General features: G+C 42.4%; 8 protein-coding genes and 7 pseudogenes. 9 read left to right on the top strand and 6 right to left on the bottom strand.

Translation table 11 applies throughout. The annotated features are described in order from the left end of the window. Positions 1 to 215: 215 nt before the first annotated feature. Positions 216 to 2,002: pseudogene (locus N4T56_RS02340) on the bottom strand (aminopeptidase P family protein). Between the two features lie 205 nt (positions 2,003 to 2,207). Between N4T56_RS02340 and N4T56_RS02345 the strand changes: the two are divergent. Further along, positions 2,208 to 3,423, top strand: a pseudogene (locus N4T56_RS02345) (M24 family metallopeptidase). Positions 3,424 to 3,499: 76 nt separating this feature from the next. Here N4T56_RS02345 and N4T56_RS02350 read toward each other — a convergent pair. From N4T56_RS02350 to N4T56_RS02360, 3 genes are all read right to left on the bottom strand, one after another. Next, positions 3,500 to 3,970, bottom strand: a complete 471-nt coding sequence (locus tag N4T56_RS02350; protein WP_261732086.1) for an FKBP-type peptidyl-prolyl cis-trans isomerase — start codon at positions 3,968 to 3,970, stop codon at positions 3,500 to 3,502. Positions 3,971 to 4,093: 123 nt separating this feature from the next. After that, entirely contained in the window at positions 4,094 to 4,444 is a 351-nt protein-coding gene (locus N4T56_RS02355; protein ID WP_261732087.1) for a DUF1294 domain-containing protein, read from the bottom strand. A 72-nt stretch (positions 4,445 to 4,516) separates the two neighbouring features. Then, on the bottom strand, positions 4,517 to 5,659 hold the full coding sequence (locus N4T56_RS02360) for a DUF418 domain-containing protein (protein WP_261732088.1): 1,143 nt from the start codon (positions 5,657 to 5,659) through the stop codon (positions 4,517 to 4,519). Between the two features lie 330 nt (positions 5,660 to 5,989). Between N4T56_RS02360 and N4T56_RS02365 the strand changes: the two genes are divergently transcribed. Continuing rightward, complete coding sequence (locus tag N4T56_RS02365; protein WP_261732089.1) at positions 5,990 to 7,894, top strand: methyl-accepting chemotaxis protein; 1,905 nt, start codon at positions 5,990 to 5,992, stop codon at positions 7,892 to 7,894. Positions 7,895 to 8,073: 179 nt separating this feature from the next. Here N4T56_RS02365 and N4T56_RS22330 read toward each other — a convergent pair. Together N4T56_RS22330 and N4T56_RS02380 are read right to left on the bottom strand one after the other, a co-directional pair. After that, positions 8,074 to 8,959: pseudogene (locus tag N4T56_RS22330) on the bottom strand (SPFH domain-containing protein). Between the two features lie 327 nt (positions 8,960 to 9,286). Beyond that, a complete protein-coding gene (locus N4T56_RS02380; protein WP_261734734.1) occupies positions 9,287 to 9,763 on the bottom strand; it encodes a hotdog fold domain-containing protein in 477 nt (158 codons plus the stop codon). Between the two features lie 189 nt (positions 9,764 to 9,952). On the opposite strand from N4T56_RS02380, the pseudogene N4T56_RS02385 reads away from it, so the two are divergent. The 7 genes and pseudogenes from N4T56_RS02385 (at position 9,953) to N4T56_RS02415 (ending at position 17,822) form a co-directional block, all read left to right on the top strand. Then, positions 9,953 to 10,854 (top strand): annotated as a pseudogene (locus tag N4T56_RS02385) (DUF368 domain-containing protein). A 198-nt stretch (positions 10,855 to 11,052) separates the two neighbouring features. Further along, positions 11,053 to 12,017 (top strand): annotated as a pseudogene (locus N4T56_RS02390) (YbgA family protein). 12 nt (positions 12,018 to 12,029) lie between these two features. Next, a complete protein-coding gene (gene phrB, locus N4T56_RS02395; RefSeq protein WP_261732092.1) occupies positions 12,030 to 13,463 on the top strand; it encodes a deoxyribodipyrimidine photo-lyase in 1,434 nt (477 codons plus the stop codon). Positions 13,464 to 13,688: 225 nt separating this feature from the next. Next, a pseudogene (locus tag N4T56_RS02400) lies at positions 13,689 to 14,901 on the top strand (NnrS family protein). Positions 14,902 to 14,941: 40 nt separating this feature from the next. After that, positions 14,942 to 16,352: pseudogene (locus N4T56_RS02405) on the top strand (ammonia-forming cytochrome c nitrite reductase subunit c552). Positions 16,353 to 16,668: 316 nt separating this feature from the next. After that, positions 16,669 to 17,067 (top strand): nuclear transport factor 2 family protein, encoded by a 399-nt coding sequence (locus tag N4T56_RS02410; protein WP_261734735.1) that lies wholly within the window; start codon positions 16,669 to 16,671, stop codon positions 17,065 to 17,067. Then, on the top strand, positions 17,067 to 17,822 hold the full coding sequence (locus tag N4T56_RS02415) for an SDR family NAD(P)-dependent oxidoreductase (protein WP_261732093.1): 756 nt from the start codon (positions 17,067 to 17,069) through the stop codon (positions 17,820 to 17,822). Before N4T56_RS02410 ends, N4T56_RS02415 begins: the two co-directional genes overlap by 1 nt. The last annotated feature ends 19 nt before the right edge of the window (positions 17,823 to 17,841 follow it).

The following is a 17,841-nucleotide window of genomic DNA, read 5'->3' on the forward strand; positions in this document are numbered from 1 at the left end:
AAATAACTTAAACGCAGGCTTCAGCAGCCTGCGTTTTTTGAACTACTTAGGCGCTGCTGAGCATTTCTTTAACTTCACCAAAGTAGATACCCACAAGTATTGTTGGGTCAGCAGTAAGTTTTTATTTCATTATTTATAGCGACAAACCAAAAAGGCTTAGGGGGATTGAATCGCCCTAAGCCTTTTATCATCACGTGTGCTTGAAATGCTAGCGCTTAAATCGCCTTAGTCACTTTATTTAACCAGGCTAGTTCATCGCTTTGCATTAATGGCGCTAGGGTGTTGCGTACTTTTTGTTGGTATTGATTAAACCAATTCACTTCAAAATCAGTTAATAATGATTTGTCGATTAAGCGTGCATCCATTGGGATGTGGGTTAATGCGTCAAATTCATACATTTCACGCTCAGCACCTTGCAGGGCGTTGCAAGGTTGTACTGCCACTAAGTTTTCGATACGAATACCAAAACCGTCGGCGCGGTAATAACCAGGCTCGTTCGACAATACCATGCCAGGTAACAGCGCAACGCCATTGACGTTTTTACCAATGCGTTGTGGTACCTCATGCACACTCAAAAAGTGGCCAACGCCATGACCGGTACCATGATCATAATCAAAACCGTGTTGCCATAAATATTGGCGTGCAAAGGCATCAAGTTGCTGGCCGAGGTGCCTTTAGGGAAACGTGCAGTATCAAGTGCAATATGACCTTTTAATACTAAGGTCACCATTTTTTTCTGCTCGTCGGTTACTTTACCAATGGCGATAGTGCGAGTGACATCGGTAGTGCCATCGATATATTGTGCACCAGAGTCAACCAGGTAAATACTGTCCATGGTCATGGTACTTGGGGTGCCATTGTTGTGATTGTAATGACACATGGCAGCATTAGCACCGGTGGCCGAGATAGTGTCAAAACTTGGCTCACGATACAGCGGGTCTTGCAGTCTAAAGCGTTCTAATTTATCTGCCAGTTGCGCTTCATCATGCATGATGTTCTGCTCAACCTGACTGTCTAACCAGGCTAAAAAGCGGCTAACGGCAACACCATCACGAATATGACAGGCGCGCATACCCGCAAGTTCAGCACTATTTTTTTGCGCCTTAGGTAATGCAACAGGATCTGTCCCAGCAATGAGTTTGGCACCGCCTTTTTGCGCTAATAATTGTGAGTATGCATTGGCAGAATGAGGATCGGCTAGCAATTTAACCCCATCCATTTGCGCTAACACGCTGGCTAATTCAGACTCTTCTTTAAAGCTCACCCCTTCGCCCACATGCTCGGCAATATTTTGCGGTACTTTGCCTAAGTCGGTAAAGAAGGTCATGTCGCCATTTGCCGATAGTAAACCACAGCCCAAGACAACCGGAAAACGTGGCACGTCGTTGCCACGGATGTTTAACAACCAACAGCATGAATCTAATGCCGCGATAAGTGCCATGTCGGCACCTTGTTTTTTAACTAATGCCCCAATTTGTTGGCGTTTCTCAATGCTATTACGTACCGCACCTTCATGGCTAAATAATGTCATGGTTGATGCTGATGGTGCAGGGCGATCTTGCCAGCTCACATCAATCGGGTTGTCGTTTACTTCAACCAAGTTGATTTGGGCTTTATCGAATTGCGCTTTGGTTTGTTGGTACCAGGCAAGAGTGTGTAAACGGCTGTCGATACCCACATTTGCGCCAGCGGGTAAGGTGTCGATTAGCCAGTCAATTTGTGGGTCGTCATGCAGGCTTAAATACTCAAATAAACAGCCATCGACTTGCTGGCGCACCTGCACTGTGTAACGACCATCGGTAAAAATGGCGGCGCGGTCTTTTAATACAATCGCCATACCTGCTGAGCCGGTAAAGCCCGTCGCCCAGTGTAAACGCTCATTGCGGGCAGGCACGTATTCACCTAAGTATTCATCGGCGCGGGGAATAATAAAGGCATCGATTTGGTTAACTTCAAGTTGCTGGCGAATAGCACTAAGGCGGGTGGCAATAATATTGGACATGGTTTCTCCGTTGGAGGCGACTGATGAACTCAGCTCTGTAAATGAGGTGCAATTATCGCAAGGGCAACAGCAGCCTTGCAAGCGTAGTTGCTAAGATTTGCTTGGCTTAAATTGTAAACTTATATTGTATACAATGGTAACTCTACATTGTAGGCGTTATGCTTGTCGGTGTTTATCTGACAATAACAATAATAAAGGACTCGTGATGACAATCGGTGTTGGTGGTGTTAGCCCGCAGCAGGCATTAGCTAAATTATGTAAAATGACAGACGGTGTTGCAGCCATAAGCGAGGATGAATTTAATCAACGCATACAGCGTGCACAAGAGTTAATGGTACAACATGGCTTAGATGCTATTTATGTTAATGCGGGCACTAACTTGTATTATTTTAGCGGTACACGCTGGTTTTCAAGTGAACGTATGGTCGGGGCTATCATTCCTGCTGTGGGCGCGATTGAGTACATTGCCCCAGCGTTTGAGCTAGATACTTTGCAAGGGTATATGGCCATTAAAGGTCAAATAAACACCTGGCATGAAGATCAAAGCCCTTATCAATTATTTGCCAATTTGCTTGATAAAATGAGCTCTTAAGCAAGCCAAGATTGGCATTGATGAATCGACACCGTTTTTTATTAGCGACGGTATCGCTCAAGCTTCGCCTCAACATCGCTTTACCAGTGCAACAACCGTTACTGCAGGTTGTCGAATGATTAAATCTGCTGCCGAAATCGCCTTAATGCAACGCGCAAAAGACATGACGCTTGAGGTGCATAAAGCGGCTGCGAGTATATTGCGTGAAGGGATTACCACCGCTGAGGTTGAAGACTTTATCGACCAAGCACATTATGCGGTAGGTGCTCCAAAAGGTTCGTATTTCTGTATTGTATTATTTGGCGAAGACACCGCCTATCCACATGGAGTTAAGTCGCCAAAATCATTGGAGATTAACGATACTGTGCTGATTGATACCGGCTGTCAGTTGCACGGTTATAACTCAGATATTACTCGCACTTACGTGTTTGGTGAACCCAATGAACGTCAACGCCAGTTATGGCAGTTAGAGCAAGATGCACAAATTGCCGCCTTTAATGCTGCGCAAATTGGCACGCCTTGCTGTGATGTTGATGTCGCGGCGCGCAAGGTGTTAGAAAATGCAGGTTTTGACTCGGGTTACCAGGTACCTGGCTTACCACATCGCACCGGACATGGCATAGGGTTAGACATTCATGAATGGCCATACTTAGTCGGTAATGACTCAACTTTACTGGCTAGTGGCATGTGTTTTAGTAACGAGCCCATGTTGTGTGTGCCTGGTGAGTTTGGTATTCGACACGAAGACCATTTTTACATGACGGCTCAAGAGCCAAAATGGTTTACCCAACCTGCCAAATCAATTGATGATCCGTTTTATTTGGCTTGAGCATAGGTTAAAGCGAGCTCATAAAACCACAAAGCCTCCATTACGGAGGCTTTTTATGTTGATCAATAGCACTAGATTAATTAATCGCAAATAACTCAACATCAAATATCAGTACCGAGCCACCTACAATTTTGCCGGTTGAGCGGTTACCGTAGGCAAGCTGGCTTGGAATATAAAAACGGAACTTGTCACCCACAGTCATTAATTGTACACCTTCAGTCCAGCCTTTAATCACCTGGTTTAAACCAAAGCTAATGGTTTCGCCACGTTCAACCGAACTGTCAAATACAGTGCCGTCAATTAAGGTGCCATGGTAATGCACGGTCACTTTGCTGTTGGCTTTTGGGGGTTCAGTATTGTCACCTTTAGTCAGAATTTCATATTGCAGCCCAGACAAGGTTTGTACTACACCTTCACGCTTAACGTTTTCGGCTAAAAACAGCTTACCTTTTTCGATGTTTTCTTTTGCGGCCTTGGAATTATTCATCTGGCTGAAAAAGTAAAATATTACTCCAGCAATGACCACAACGGCCAAAATCATACGCATAATTTTTCTCAATAAAATAGGTTTAGTGGCATGAGTTTACCGCAAAATGATGAACGCTATCAAACTACGCAAAATCTATTTTAGTCAGCGGGTTATTGTTGAGTGATAGACGTTGTTAACGCCTTATGACATTGGCACTGCTAGCCTATCAAAATAGACATAGCCTGCAGCGCTTATCGCGGTAATATTAACCACAATGTAGCACCACAGTAGCCGAATAAAAGAGGTCTTTTGGGTTTTATGGCGAAAATGATGTTGGCCTAGCAAGGCGGCAGGCCAACCGCCCAATAACGCACACAGTTGTAAGGTTTTTTCACTAATGCGCCGAGCGCTATTGATTGCCGCGCGTTTATCGAGGTAATACAAGGTCACGGTTAACAGATTAAGCGCTAAAAAAACTGCAGTTAACCACGGGTGAATGAATACACTCGATAGGGTGAGTAGGGTTAACATTAGCCAAGCAAATTTGTTCATATTGGCGTTTTCACTTTTCTGATGATTCGATTGTTACTCAAGGTGTGCTTTTTCTCTTAATACTTATTGAGATTAGCCTCGTTTTAGCACTAAATAACGCCACAACTTTTCTAGTGGACCTTGTTTGAAATAACGTAAATACCAATGTGCGAGCAATAGTTGCACCATGGTGTAAATAATAGCAATAGACATATAACCAGCTCTATCTAGTTGTTGCTGCCACTCTGGGGCAAGATAGCGTAGCAGTATAATTCCGACAATGGATTGCAATATATATAAACTAAATGCCAGCTTACCGACATTTTGTAGTGCGCTTAAACGCTGTGGGCTGTTGTTGCACACCAAACAAATGATATGGATATACACTAAAGCACAGGCGATGGCACTTAACAGTAATACCACGTCCGACAGCGCCACTAACCGCGCCATACCGCTAAAACTTAATGCTGAGTCGATTAGCGATAATACCAGCGCCCAAAAAAGACATTGCTTTAACAACTTACTGTCTAATCCCTGGCTAAAAACATTGCGTTTATATAGTGCCATACCGATTAGCATTAGCCCGGCAATAAACCACATCAACGTTAGTGGGATTACCAAAATCATGTAACCAAACATCGTCAGGTGCAGCATTAATTGTTCTGAATAACTGCCAGTCCAGGCTGATAGTTGCTCCATAAATAACGTTGAGTCTCGCAAGTATACTTGGTCGTCTGGCGTGAGCGATATCAAGGTGATTGGAATAAGCGACATAAAAATAAACCATTTTGCCTGCCTAATTAACGCATCCGCATCGAGGTTGCGATACTTAAAAGCCAGTAATCCACTGACGCCATACGACAGTAAAATATCGCCCGGGAAGATAAAAATCCCATGAATAATTCCAAATAGAATCAGCCAATATAAACGCCACTTTTGTTGTTTGAGGTGCTTCAGTGATGATGGCTGTGCTAACTGAGATTGATATTTTTGAAATTGAATTAACATACCCGCGCCAAACAACATCGCGAATAAACTAAAGAAACGGCCTTCCAGGAAAAAGTTACTCAACAGTTCAATCGTAATATCGCTAACCGGCTGTGCAGCATGTGGTGCATAGCCATAAAAGCTATTGCCCATAAAGTAGATATTTAAAAAGAAAATACCCAGCACACCCACACCACGAATGGCGTCAAGGTTGGCGAGGCGTCGAGTTGGAGTTACGTGTTCATCCATGAGCCTTGTACTGTTAATGGTTGAAATCCTTTTTATGTGTTGTTTAAAAAGCATCTATAGAGGCAGAAAATATGCTTACTGCGGATAGTGCTAATAAATATTCTATTATTCAACCATAACTTACTATTGTGTTGTGTCACATTTAGACTAATCAGTTGAGATAATTTAAGTTTGATAATGTTCGATGTGTGTTTGTATAACATATTGTTTCTTTTGTTTAATAAGTATTTAACCACCCAAAATCTCTTGTGAATTCACAGTTTCATAGACGAGTACAGTATTTTTTACATGTTATCATTAAAATAACGTTAACTTGGTGGGTGGTAAAGCATGAAAAATTTAGGCCTTAAAAAATTATTATTATTTTCAATAATATTATTAGTGGGATCATCGGTTTCTATTTCAAGTTACATCCTTTATTTGCAGCAGAAAGATACCCTCACAGAAAATATTATGCGTGAAAGTAACAATTACGTAGCGGCTAAAGCTGCGAATATTGAAACGCTGATTAATGAAAAAGTAGGCGGAATAAACAAACTTGCTGACCTGTATAAGACAAATAAAATTGAAGGGACAGAGCAAGAGATTATCGCCCAAACTAAATTTTTAGCCAGTGCAATGAATTTAAACAGTGCAGTGCTGGCTTTTGAAACTGGAGATGCTTATTGGAGTATAAGCACACCCCGCTGGCCTAATCATAAATATGATACCGATGTGACTACTGCATCTTGGTATCAAGATGGCCGGAAAGGCAATGATGTTACAGTGACAAACCCTTATATAGGTTCAGATGGCGGTTACTATATTACCATTATTGAAAAAATAATGGGCGGTACCATATCTGTCGATATGACGCTTGATTTCCTTAACAAAATGGTCAAAGAGTCTAATGATATTCCTGGTTCAATAGCCGTAATCCTTAATCACGACACTACCATTCTTGCTTCATCCTCTAAAATCGTCAAACTTGGTGAGAAAGCAACCAAGTTTCCATGGTTTAAAAATGCTGTTCAGGAGGCTGTGAGTAAGGAAAGTCATGTTGTTGATTATTCTGTTGATGGTCAAGATAAGATATTTTTCTCTCATATCATCAACGCAGGTGATAAAAATTGGTATTTCGCGATAGGTTTAGATAAAGAGGTCGCATTCGCCAAATTAAAAGAATCTCGTAATGTTGCTATTTTTATTACGCTTATTGCTACGTTAGTCAGTGTGATGATTGCCTTTATGTTAATTCAAATACTCTACCGCCCTATTTTAGCCCTTAAAGACACTGTGCTCGGTTTGTCAAATGGTGATGGTGATCTAACCCAACGTCTACAGGTTGAAACCAATGATGATTTAGGACAAATTGCACAAGGAGTAAATCAGTTTATTGAAAATCTCCAAAACATGATGTTGGAAATTCAGAACGCCAGTACTACCCTTCAATCTAACATCAATCGAATGCGTGAACATTCGCAAAGAAATAGCACCATTATACAAAACCATGTTGGTGAAACTGAACAGGTGGTTACTGCGATTGAAGAAATGAATTCAACCGCAGAATCAATGGCAAAAGATGCCGCTAACACTGCGAACCTCACTCAACAAGCGAATGAAACCAGTAAAGAGTCTCGAGAAAAAGTACATAAATCTCAAGTCACTGTTTCAGCCCTTGTTGGCGATGTTAATAAAACCACTGACGATATTGCAAAAATGACAGAAGTGACCCAAAGCATAAATGGCATTCTGAGTGTGATTGGTGAAATAGCTGGACAAACAAACCTGTTAGCGTTGAATGCGGCAATTGAAGCCGCTAGAGCAGGCGAGCAAGGTCGAGGGTTCGCTGTTGTTGCTGATGAAGTGAGAAACTTGGCTAGCCGAACTATGTCGAGTACCGAAGAAGTTGAATCCGCCCTTGAGCGTTTATTAACAGGCACTCAAGTTGTGGTCGATTCAATGGGTAATACTAAAGCCCGCTGTCAAGAAACTGCTGTCGATACCAGTAATGTTGAAGCTAGCCTAGATATCATGACTCAATATGTAAATGACATTAATGATTTAAGTACTCAAATTGCAACGGCTGCCGAAGAACAAAGTTGTGTCACTCAGGAGTTGAGTCGCAATATGTCTGCAATTAACGAGATTGTACTGGAATTAGATGCTAATGGGCAGCAAGCATTAACAGAAGCGGATGATATTAATATCATTAATAATCAATTAGCTGATATCGTTGGTCGCTTTAAATTATAGTCATTGTTAGCTGTATTAAGTATGACGGTTTAAATAAGCTTAGTAGGATTATTTGAATTGAAAATGGGCTAGATTGAGTTTGACGTTAAGCCATAAAAAAACCAAGCATTGTGCTTGGTTTTTTTATTGTGAATCAATTTTTTGCTTAACTCGCCTTTAACGAGACGTGGTGTGATAGATTACTTTTTCTGTACTTCTAAAAACGGAATTGTCCCCGTTGGCAGCATGGTGGTTGGCAGTTTGCCGTCCCAGCGCTCAGCTTTGGTTAATTCAACCAGGTTTTGGTTTTGCGCTAATGCTTCGGCACGGATTTTAATTGCCGAGGCTTCAGCATTACCTTTAATCCGAATACTTTCGGCTTCAGCAATAGCACGCGCTAACTGTGAGTCTGCTTCAGCCTGTGCTTGAGTCACCGCAATTTGTGCGCTAACACGTTCTTTTTCAAGGTTTTGCAATTGTGTTTGCACTTCGACTTCGGCGCGCATTCTGTCTTCTACCGATTTTTCATAAGCATTAGAAAAGTCGATGTTTTCAATCTGTACCGAGGTGATCGTTACCGAAGCCTTTAATTGACTTGGTAATGGCATCTGTCACATCAATACCAAATTTAATACGCTCTTGAACCGCAGAGATGGCAGTGTATTTACCAAAAATGTTCTCAACTTGAGTCGGCACTTGGCGGTCGAGCAAGCGTGAAACCATAGAGTCGATACCTTTAAACTTGGCGTACACTTCTTCAACGCGATCGGGCGGCACACTAAAGGTGACAGAGGCGCGTAAGGTGGCTGGCTGCTGATCGCGACTATAGGCTTGTAATGCTTGATAGCTGGCAGTGTGCGTTTGAGTGGAGATTTTAACTACGGTATCCATTAATGGAATTTTAAAACCAAGCCCAGGTTCTGCTGTGTCGATGATTTTACCGTTACGTAATAATACACCGCGTTCGCCTTGGTCGACCGTGTACCAGCTACCGTATAGGCTGATCATCAGTATCAATAAAATCGACACCAAAATGATTTTATTGAGGTGGTTAGTAGTTTGTTTTGATATATCGTTTTTTAACATTGTGCTTCCCTAGCAAAAAATAAAATGAAAATCATTTTATGGATGTTTTAGGGTCTGTTGATCTTTCAAGATTGTTTTTGCAGCGAATTGTTGGCCATTTCTACAAGGCAGAGACTTTGAGGTGTAGTTATTCTACATAAAAAGTCGATAACGCAGTAAAAATGGCCAACAAACGCTGCCTGAAAGGTTCGGCTAAAAACGTTTTACTCTTTGCGAATAAAGAGTTGCTTAGATGACTAGGCATCAATCCATTCGTCTCGATTAACACGTTTTTAACTCGAACAAAATTCAAACAGCAAAGATCAACAGCCCCTAGTGTTTTTATGACTATTTTTGGGGTTTTTCAGAAATCCACAGCTTAATATGGCTCTGTACTACCACTACACCATTGGTGTCGTAGGCTTTCACGTCGACTAACATATCACCGACTTGCCACTGCTCTGGTGTTACCTCTGCCACACACAGAATATCAGTCCCGGCTTTGGCGGTATAGTCTACTGACATACCTTTAGGGATCCAGCGTAAATGAGCAGGAATAGAAGCTTCTGCCATGGTGCCCATTGCCATTTCTAAGCCATTACAAATCGCAATCACGTGCACGGTACCAATATGGTTTTGCACTTTTTTACGTTTTTTAATAAGACATTCACAACGATTAACTTTTAAGTCGCTAATGTAAGGATGAACCGTGCCAAAATAGGGCGCCATGCGTGCCACCATTTTAGAAAAGATATGTTTGCCAAATGGATATGAAGTCACTTTTTTGTACAGTGACATGACTTTATTAGGTTTTGTAGGTGTCATTTTTTTAACTCGGGTTAGGGTATTAATGCGTGTCTGGTCGGATGAGATTAACATTGTTGTAACCTTGGGTGAAGTACTGGGTACTCTTTTTCATCGCTCATTTGCGCCGTGACAGGTATAATTTTGCCCGTGATGAATATTTAAGGATAAATTTTGAAATCTAACTTGTTGTTGAATTATATCAAAGGTATGGCCATGGGTGCGGCAGATGTTGTCCCTGGTGTATCTGGCGGAACCATTGCATTTATTACCGGCATTTTAGACCCTTTATTAGACGGTATTCGCAACATTAATGTCTCTTTGTTTGGCATTATTAAGCAGCAAGGGATTAAAGCGGCTTTTATGTACATTAATGGAGCCGTTTTTATTGTGTGTGTTTGGCGGCATCTTAACCAGTATTTTCACTTTAGCTAAGTTGATTTCGTGGCTATTGGCTACGCATCCCATCCCGGTATGGTCGTTCTTTTTTGGGCTAATTATTTACTCTGTGGTGCACATGGTAAAACAGGTCGAAAAGTTTACCGCGTTAAGAATATTGATGTTTATTGGCGGCGTCGCTTTTGCATGTAGCCATTACGGTATTACATCCTATTGAGCTGCAAATTACTTACCTTAACTTCTTCTTTTGTGGCGCAATTGCGATATGCGCGATGATTTTACCTGGGATTTCTGGCAGTTTTATTTTGCTGTTACTTGGCATGTATCCAGCGGTATTGGCTGCGGCAACAGGGTTTGAAATTGTTTATTTAGCATGTTTTGCCATCGGCGCAGCTATCGGTTTGCTCAGCTTTAGCCATGTGCTATCGGCATTGCTGCGTAAGTGTCACGATGCAACCGTGTTGTTTTTAACCGGATTAATGCTTGGTACATTAGGTAAAATTTGGCCTTGGAAAGAAGTCATTAGCTGGCGCGAAAATAGTAAAGGTGAGCAAGTGCCATTATTGGAGCAAAACTTATCGCCGTTTCAGTTTGAGCAAGTCACTGGTGAGTCGTCGCAAATCGTAGTGGCGATAGTGTGTGCCTTCGTTGGGATTGGCCTAGTGTGGGGCTTAGAGTATGTTGGTCGAAAAGCCAAAACGCAGGCTGCCTAATACGCAATTCCTCAGAATTTAATTAAATAAAAAAGCAGAACCCTGGTTCTGCTTTTTTATGCTTCAACTTTAGCTGAAAAGGTTCTATAAATAATGAACTTATTTCATTTAGTTTCGTATTATTAAACACTAAATCCACCATAAGTGGGTATGATTTGTCCATAACAGGCAAAAAATTCGGTCTCAGGAGTATTATACATGCCAGATATAGCCACATTTGTGCCAGAAAAAATCCAAATTGGGATCAGCAGTTGTCTTTTAGGTAACCAAGTTCGTTTCGATGGCGGCCACAAAAACTCTTACTACTGTAAACAAGAAATAGAACCGTTTTTTGAATACACCACGGTGTGCCCTGAAATGGCAATAGGTATGGGGGCGCCGCGTAAAAGTGTGCGTCAAATTCGCGATGGCGATATTGTGCATATTCGCAGTGCTGATGGGTCTTTAGACGTGACCGATGAACTTAATGCATATTGTAAAAATAAAGTAGAAGAGCTCGACTATCTGGGCGGTTATATTTTATGTGCAAAGTCACCAACTTGCGGGATGGAGCGGGTGACTGAGTATAAAATCGGTACCAATAATGGCTCAAAAACCGGTGTGGGTGTATTTGCCAAAGCGTTAATGGAACGTTACCCATTATTGCCGGTTGAGGAAGAAGGGCGTTTACATGATTTACCCATCCGCGAAAACTTTTTCACTCGCGTGTTTGCTTACAACGATTGGAGAAAGATGAATCAGTCTGGTCTCACAAAGCACAAATTGATGCAGTTTCATTCGCGTTACAAATATTTACTGATGGCGCACAGCCCTAAATGGTATCGCGATTTAGGCTACCAATGTTGGCTGACATTCAAGATTTAGAGCAAACCACACAGCAATATTTTGAAGGCTTTATGACGGCACTTAAAATCATTGCCACGCGAAAAAATCACACCAGCACATTGCAGCACATTCAAGGTTATTTTAAGAAGCAATTAAGTGCAGAACAAAAAGAAGAACTGAGCGAATCGATTTTAAAGTACCGTCAGGGATTACTGCCTTTGCTTGTGCCTATTACCTTGATTAACCACTATGTTCGTGAGTTTCATACTCCTTATATCGAAGATCAAGTGTATTTAAATCCGCATCCTGAAGCGTTAAAACTTCGTTATGCCTACTAGGTTGTGGGGGCAATGACTACGATGAATAGCTTGATGTGGTTTAGACAAGATTTGCGCGTTGCCGACAACCCTGCGTTAGTGGCGGCTTGTGAGTTTGCCAAGCAACATCAAGGCAATGTGAGAGCGCTATACATAGTGACGCCATCGCAATGGGCGCAGCATGATGTTGCGCCAATTCAAATTGATTTTATTGAACGGCATGTCAATTTGTTAGCACAGTCACTCGCTGCGTTAGGTATTGCGTTAGATGTGATGCATTTGCAATGGTTTAATGACTCCCATGCTGCGTTAAATGAGTATTTACAGCAGCACAATATCGATGCTGTTTTTGCTGGCAGCGAGCCCGAAATTAATGAGCGCCGTCGTGATGTTCAGTTAATTGATCAAGGCTTACCACTGACATTAATTGATCAAGATTGCTTGCTCGCACCAGGGCAAGTGCAAAACCTGTCTGGTGATATGTACAAGGTGTTTACCCCGTTTTCAAAAAAATGGAAAAGTATTGCGAGCCAACGAGCCATAGTGCCAGTTGCCGCGCCGGCCTCAGTAGCCGCAGCATTAGCGCAACCTGAGGCTATTGTGTTTGAGTGCAACAAACGCAGTAGTGAGCAATGGGCAGCAGGCGAGGGCGCAGCCAAGCGTATTTTAGATCAGTTTTTAGCAACTCAAGTAGCTGACTATCAAGCCGATAGAGATTTCCCTGCTCTTGAGGGCACCAGTCGTTTATCGCCTTTTTTAGCCCTTGGGGTAATAAGTTCGCGACAATGTGTTGCGGCTATTTTAGCGCGCTACCCGGAAGCATTAGTTGATGATACTTGCCCGGCTAAAACCTGGCTCAATGAGCTTATTTGGCGAGAGTTTTATCGTCATTTGCTGGTGGCGTTTCCACGGTTATCGATGGCACATAACTTTAATGAGTTAGGTGATGGCATTGTATGGCGTAACAACCTTGACGAGTTTCAAGCTTGGTGCGAAGGGAAAACCGGCTACCCGATAGTCGACGCTGCAATGCGACAGTTAAATCAAACCGGCTGGATGCATAATCGTTTACGCATGGTGGTGGCCAGTTTTTTAACCAAGCATTTGTTGGTAGATTGGCGATGGGGTGAACGTTATTTTAGGCAACAGTTGATTGATGGTGATTTAGCGGCTAACAACGGCGGCTGGCAATGGTCGGCCGGAACCGGTTGTGATGCGCAGCCATACTTTAGGGTGTTTAACCCTATGACTCAAAGTAACAAGTTTGACCCTGATGCGAGTTTTATTAAACGTTACATTCCTGAAATTGCAACTTGGTCATTTAAAGATATCCATGAGCCTAAATCGGTTAACCTGCATGACTTATTTGCCCAGCCAGATAATCAAGTTTATCCCAAGCCAATTGTTGAACACAAAATGGCACGCTTACGAGCAATTGACGTATTAAGTGCGTTAAAGCGCGGTTAGTGTTCTCATTAATCCCGTTGTTATTGTTTTATATAAAAGCCAACACTCATTTTCGGTGTTGGCTTTTTTGCGTTAGATCACACTATGGCCTGCCTATCTTGCATTAGCGATGAGTAATGATTGAAGTAATGTAATGCTCAGCATACAATATCCTCAAATAAAGATTTATTTATTATGCATGTTTAAATCTTGTTGCTCTTAACTCACTAAATGAGTGTGCTGTTTATGCTAAATATAGATGACCCTGCTGAAATTGATAACACCCCTGCAATCTGGCGTTTAGGCTTTAGACCGTTTTTTCTTGGCGGCGCAGTGGTGGCTGCTTTGTATATTCCGTTGTGGCTAATGGGCTGGTTTACCCCACAATATAGCTTATTTAGTGCTGAGTTTTGGGCACAATGTTGTGCCGTTATGGTGGCACCCGCATGAAATGCTGTTTGGTTTTGCCATGGCGATAGTGTGTGGTTTTTTACTGACAGCTGTGCAAGCCTGGACTAATCAACCGACCATTAAAGGCCGCAGTTTGATGCTGACATTTGCTTGTTGGTTAATCGCCCGATTAACGCTGTTATTGCCTATGAATATCCCGCTAGTGATCCCCGCGCTATTTGACAGCTTATTTTTAAGCTTCAGTGCTTTTGCATTGTGGCGCTGTATTTATCCTGTAAAACAGTGGCGCAATATCGGTTTTCCCTTATTACTTGTGGTGGCATTAGTGGTTAACCTTGCAAGTTATTATGCGCTACAACAACGTGACTTTTCGCTTTCGACTCAGTTATGGCAAGGGATGATTTGGTGGCTCGCATTGGTGATCACTATTGTTGGCGGCCGGGTTATACCCTTTTTTACCGCCATGCGTATTCAACAACCTAAGCCAGATCCCATTAGTATATTAGAAAATGCGTTATTATTAGTTATGGGAGTCTTGTTTATACAAGCAATAAGTCATTGGATGCCTAAAGGGATTGAGCAAGTTTTATTGGCTGTGGCTGGTGGATTGCATTTTATTCGTTTTGCCCGTTGGCAAGCACATAAAACCTTGAAAGAGCCCATGTTATGGTCTTTGCATTTGGCGTATTTATCATTGCCTGTCACGTTAGTCTTAATGGCGATAAACATTGATAACGAATATGCCTACCGCACGTTATTGCACTTTTTTGCCGTAGGCGGAATTGCCGCGCTGTGTTTGTCGATGATCTCTCGTGTTTCGCTAGGCCATACGAGTCGTAATATTTACCAAGGCTCCAATATGGCATTTGCGTTTTTAAGCATTGCACTCGCGGCAGTCTTTCGAGCGATTATGCCGCTGCTAATGCCAGAGCACACCCAAATGTGGTTATGGATTGCAGGGATGTTTTGGTTTATCGGCTTTGGTTTGTTTGTGTGGTTTTACGCCCCAATTTTAACTCGCCCAAGACTTGATGGTCGTCCTGGGTAGCATTCTTTTGATTTGAGTCAATTCTGTTTAAGGTAAGCATATGATTAATCCAATAATAGACGTAATGATGAAAGCCACTCGTCCTTTACGCAGTAAAACGGGCTTAGGTATTATTGTTAGCGGGCTGGCATTATTAACACTGACCTCTTGGTCACTGCAAAGCGCTGAAATTGACCCTAATCAGATTAAATTTCCCAATCAATTTGCTTCTTGGGAGGCCACAGTAGAGCAAGATGAGCGCGAAGATATGTTGGCGCAATATCCTGCCAGTATTATTTTGTGGGCAGGCTCATCGTTTGCGAAAGAATATCATAGTCCGCGCGGCCATCAGTTCTGCGGTAGCCGACGTCACTCATACTTTACGTACAGGTGTTGCAGTGGCTGAAGGTGACAAAGGCTTATCAGCCAGTTGCTGAATCTGTAAAACACCAGACGCCCCAAGACTGATGAAAGAAATGGGCATTCAAGGTTTTTCGGGATCTAACTTTGTCGACTTAGGCCACGAGATAAAATCGGTCGTATATTGTAGCGATTGCCATGTTGATGGTAGTGCGGAATTAGCTTTACCTCGTCCACATGCACAAGATGCGATGGCAAAAATTAAACTGCCATTTGATAAACAAGACAGTACTATGCAAGGCGCACAAGTGTGTGGGCAATGCCATGTGAGTTATTATTTCCAACCAGAAAACAATAACAAGGTTAATATTCCTTGGATTTTTGGCAATACCGCTGACACCATTGAAAAGTATTATGACACCCGACGTTTTTACGAATGGATCCACCCTATTTCAAAAACTCCGATATTAAAAGCGCGTCACCCAGAGTTTGAACACTGGAGCCGATCTGCCCACGCTAAAAAAGGCGTGACTTGCATAACTTGCCATATGCCAGAGACCAAAGACGAGCAAGGTAATGCGTTTACCGATCATAAAGTGGCAGCTGCCATGGATAATTTTGAGCAAGCCTGTTCTAGCTGTCATGGTAGCAAAGCCGCTATGGTCACAAAACTTGATAAAATCAAAGCCAATATTGATGCTAAAGCGCGCAACGTAGAGTCTTTATTAGTTCAAGCCCATTATGAAGCGAAGGCGGCTTGGGACGCGGGTGCAACATGGCCACAAATGAACGATTCTATTATGGCGATTCGCCATGCGCAGTGGCGCTGGGATTTTGCCATGGCTTCACACGGTTTATATGCTCATAACCCTAAAGAAGGTGTTGAGTTGCTCGATAAAGCAACCGAGCAAATTACTTATGGTCGTGAAGCATTAGCAAGAGTGTTGAGCCAATTGTCGGTTGAAAAAGTAGAGTACCCAGATTACAGCACTAAAGAAAAAGCCCATGCAGCCATTGGGTTTGTTGAGGCCGACGCTGTCAAAGCTAAGCAAGCCTTTATTAAAGAAGAAGTGGAGAAACATTGGCATCCTGTGGCTAAAACCGGCTATTAATTTGTTTTGTTGAGCCATTGAGTCACAAACGCCCAAGCCTTAGCTTGGGCGTTTTTTATACCTACCATAGTGATCTGCATTTTACCTTATCTCGTATCATCTCTTAATTGAATAAGTCTGAATTTGATAGCATGAAACACTTTTATCTTATTGTGATATAAGGCATTGTTGTTTTTATGCTCACAAAAGTAGGCATAAGAGGAGTTCGTTAATGCAAGGTGCACAGTCTGTAGTTGATACTTCAACTGAACCATTAAATGGCGTAAACACATCGTTTAGTCATGACCAGCCTGCTATTGTAGATGCATTTATTAATATGTATCAGCAACTTAACAAAGACAATTTACATTCGCTACGCCAAGTATATCGTGACGATATTGGCTTTCGCGACCCTATGCATCAGGTTAATGGCATCGACGACCTCACTCGTTACTTTGCCAATATGTATCTTAACGTCACCCACATTGAGTTTGATATTAAAGAAGTGGTTGTGAGTCATAACAATAGCCAAGCGGCATTATATTGGACCATGACTTATTCGCACCCTAAGTTAAATAAAGGTCAGCAGATTCAGGTTGACGGCATGTCGCAACTTAAGTTTGATGACAAAATCTATGCCCATCGCGACTATTTTGACCTTGGGCAAATGTTGTATGAACAGGTGCCATTTTTAGGTGGGTTGATTGGCCTGTTAAAAAATAGGGCGGCCAAGTAATGGTGATGACAACCGCTAAAACGCCGGCAGTGCTCATTACTGGTGCTAGCTCAGGCATCGGCTTTGCGTTGGCAGAATATTACCTTACTCAAGGTATGCAAGTGATTGCTTGTGGTCGTAACCGCCAGGCGCTGCAAAACATTAGCGGCGCGACACCACTTGCATTTGATATTACCGACAATGCACAAGTGCAAACCGCGGCCGCTGAGCTTAAGCAGCTGCTGCTCGATAACCACTGGCAATTACAGCACGTGATACTCAATGCCGGCAGTTGCGAATATATCGACGATGCATTGCATTTTGACTCGGCATTATTTGCCCGAGTGATTAACACTAATGTGATTGCGATGGGTTATTGTTTAGAGCATTTTTTACCGTTACTTAGCCGTGGAGCTCAACTTGGGTTGATGAGTTCAAGTGCGACCTACTTACCGTTTCCTCGGGCTGAAGCTTATGGTGCATCAAAAGCGGCGATTAGCTATCTAGGTCGCAGTTTACGGGTCGACTTGGCCGAGCACGATATTGGCGTGAGTGTTATTTGCCCAGGATTTGTTAAAACCCCATTAACCGATAAAAACGATTTTGCCATGCCAATGCAAATTACTGCTCAGCAAGCAGCTGTGGCTATTTATAACGGCATGCAACGCCAACGTAATGAAATTCACTTTCCGGGCAAATTTACCTGGTTACTTAAATTAGCTTCGTTATTACCAGAGTCATTGCTGGTGCCTTTGCTAGCAAAGAAAAATAACTAAAACAGCTTTCAGTAAGGAT

This window comes from Shewanella phaeophyticola (assembly GCF_025398315.1).
Lineage (GTDB): Bacteria > Pseudomonadota > Gammaproteobacteria > Enterobacterales > Shewanellaceae > Shewanella > Shewanella phaeophyticola.

Excerpts from the sequence above, each read along its gene's own strand:
- N4T56_RS02350 (WP_261732086.1), bottom strand. The coding sequence starts at position 3,970 with ATGCGTATGATTTTGGCCGTTGTGGTCATTGCTGGAGTAATATTTTAC.
- N4T56_RS02355 (WP_261732087.1), bottom strand. The coding sequence starts at position 4,444 with ATGAACAAATTTGCTTGGCTAATGTTAACCCTACTCACCCTATCGAGT.
- N4T56_RS02360 (WP_261732088.1), bottom strand. The coding sequence starts at position 5,659 with ATGGATGAACACGTAACTCCAACTCGACGCCTCGCCAACCTTGACGCC.
- N4T56_RS02365 (WP_261732089.1), top strand. The coding sequence starts at position 5,990 with ATGAAAAATTTAGGCCTTAAAAAATTATTATTATTTTCAATAATATTA.
- N4T56_RS02380 (WP_261734734.1), bottom strand. The coding sequence starts at position 9,763 with ATGACACCTACAAAACCTAATAAAGTCATGTCACTGTACAAAAAAGTG.
- phrB (WP_261732092.1), top strand. The coding sequence starts at position 12,030 with ATGACTACGATGAATAGCTTGATGTGGTTTAGACAAGATTTGCGCGTT.
- N4T56_RS02410 (WP_261734735.1), top strand. The coding sequence starts at position 16,669 with ATGTATCAGCAACTTAACAAAGACAATTTACATTCGCTACGCCAAGTA.
- N4T56_RS02415 (WP_261732093.1), top strand. The coding sequence starts at position 17,067 with ATGGTGATGACAACCGCTAAAACGCCGGCAGTGCTCATTACTGGTGCT.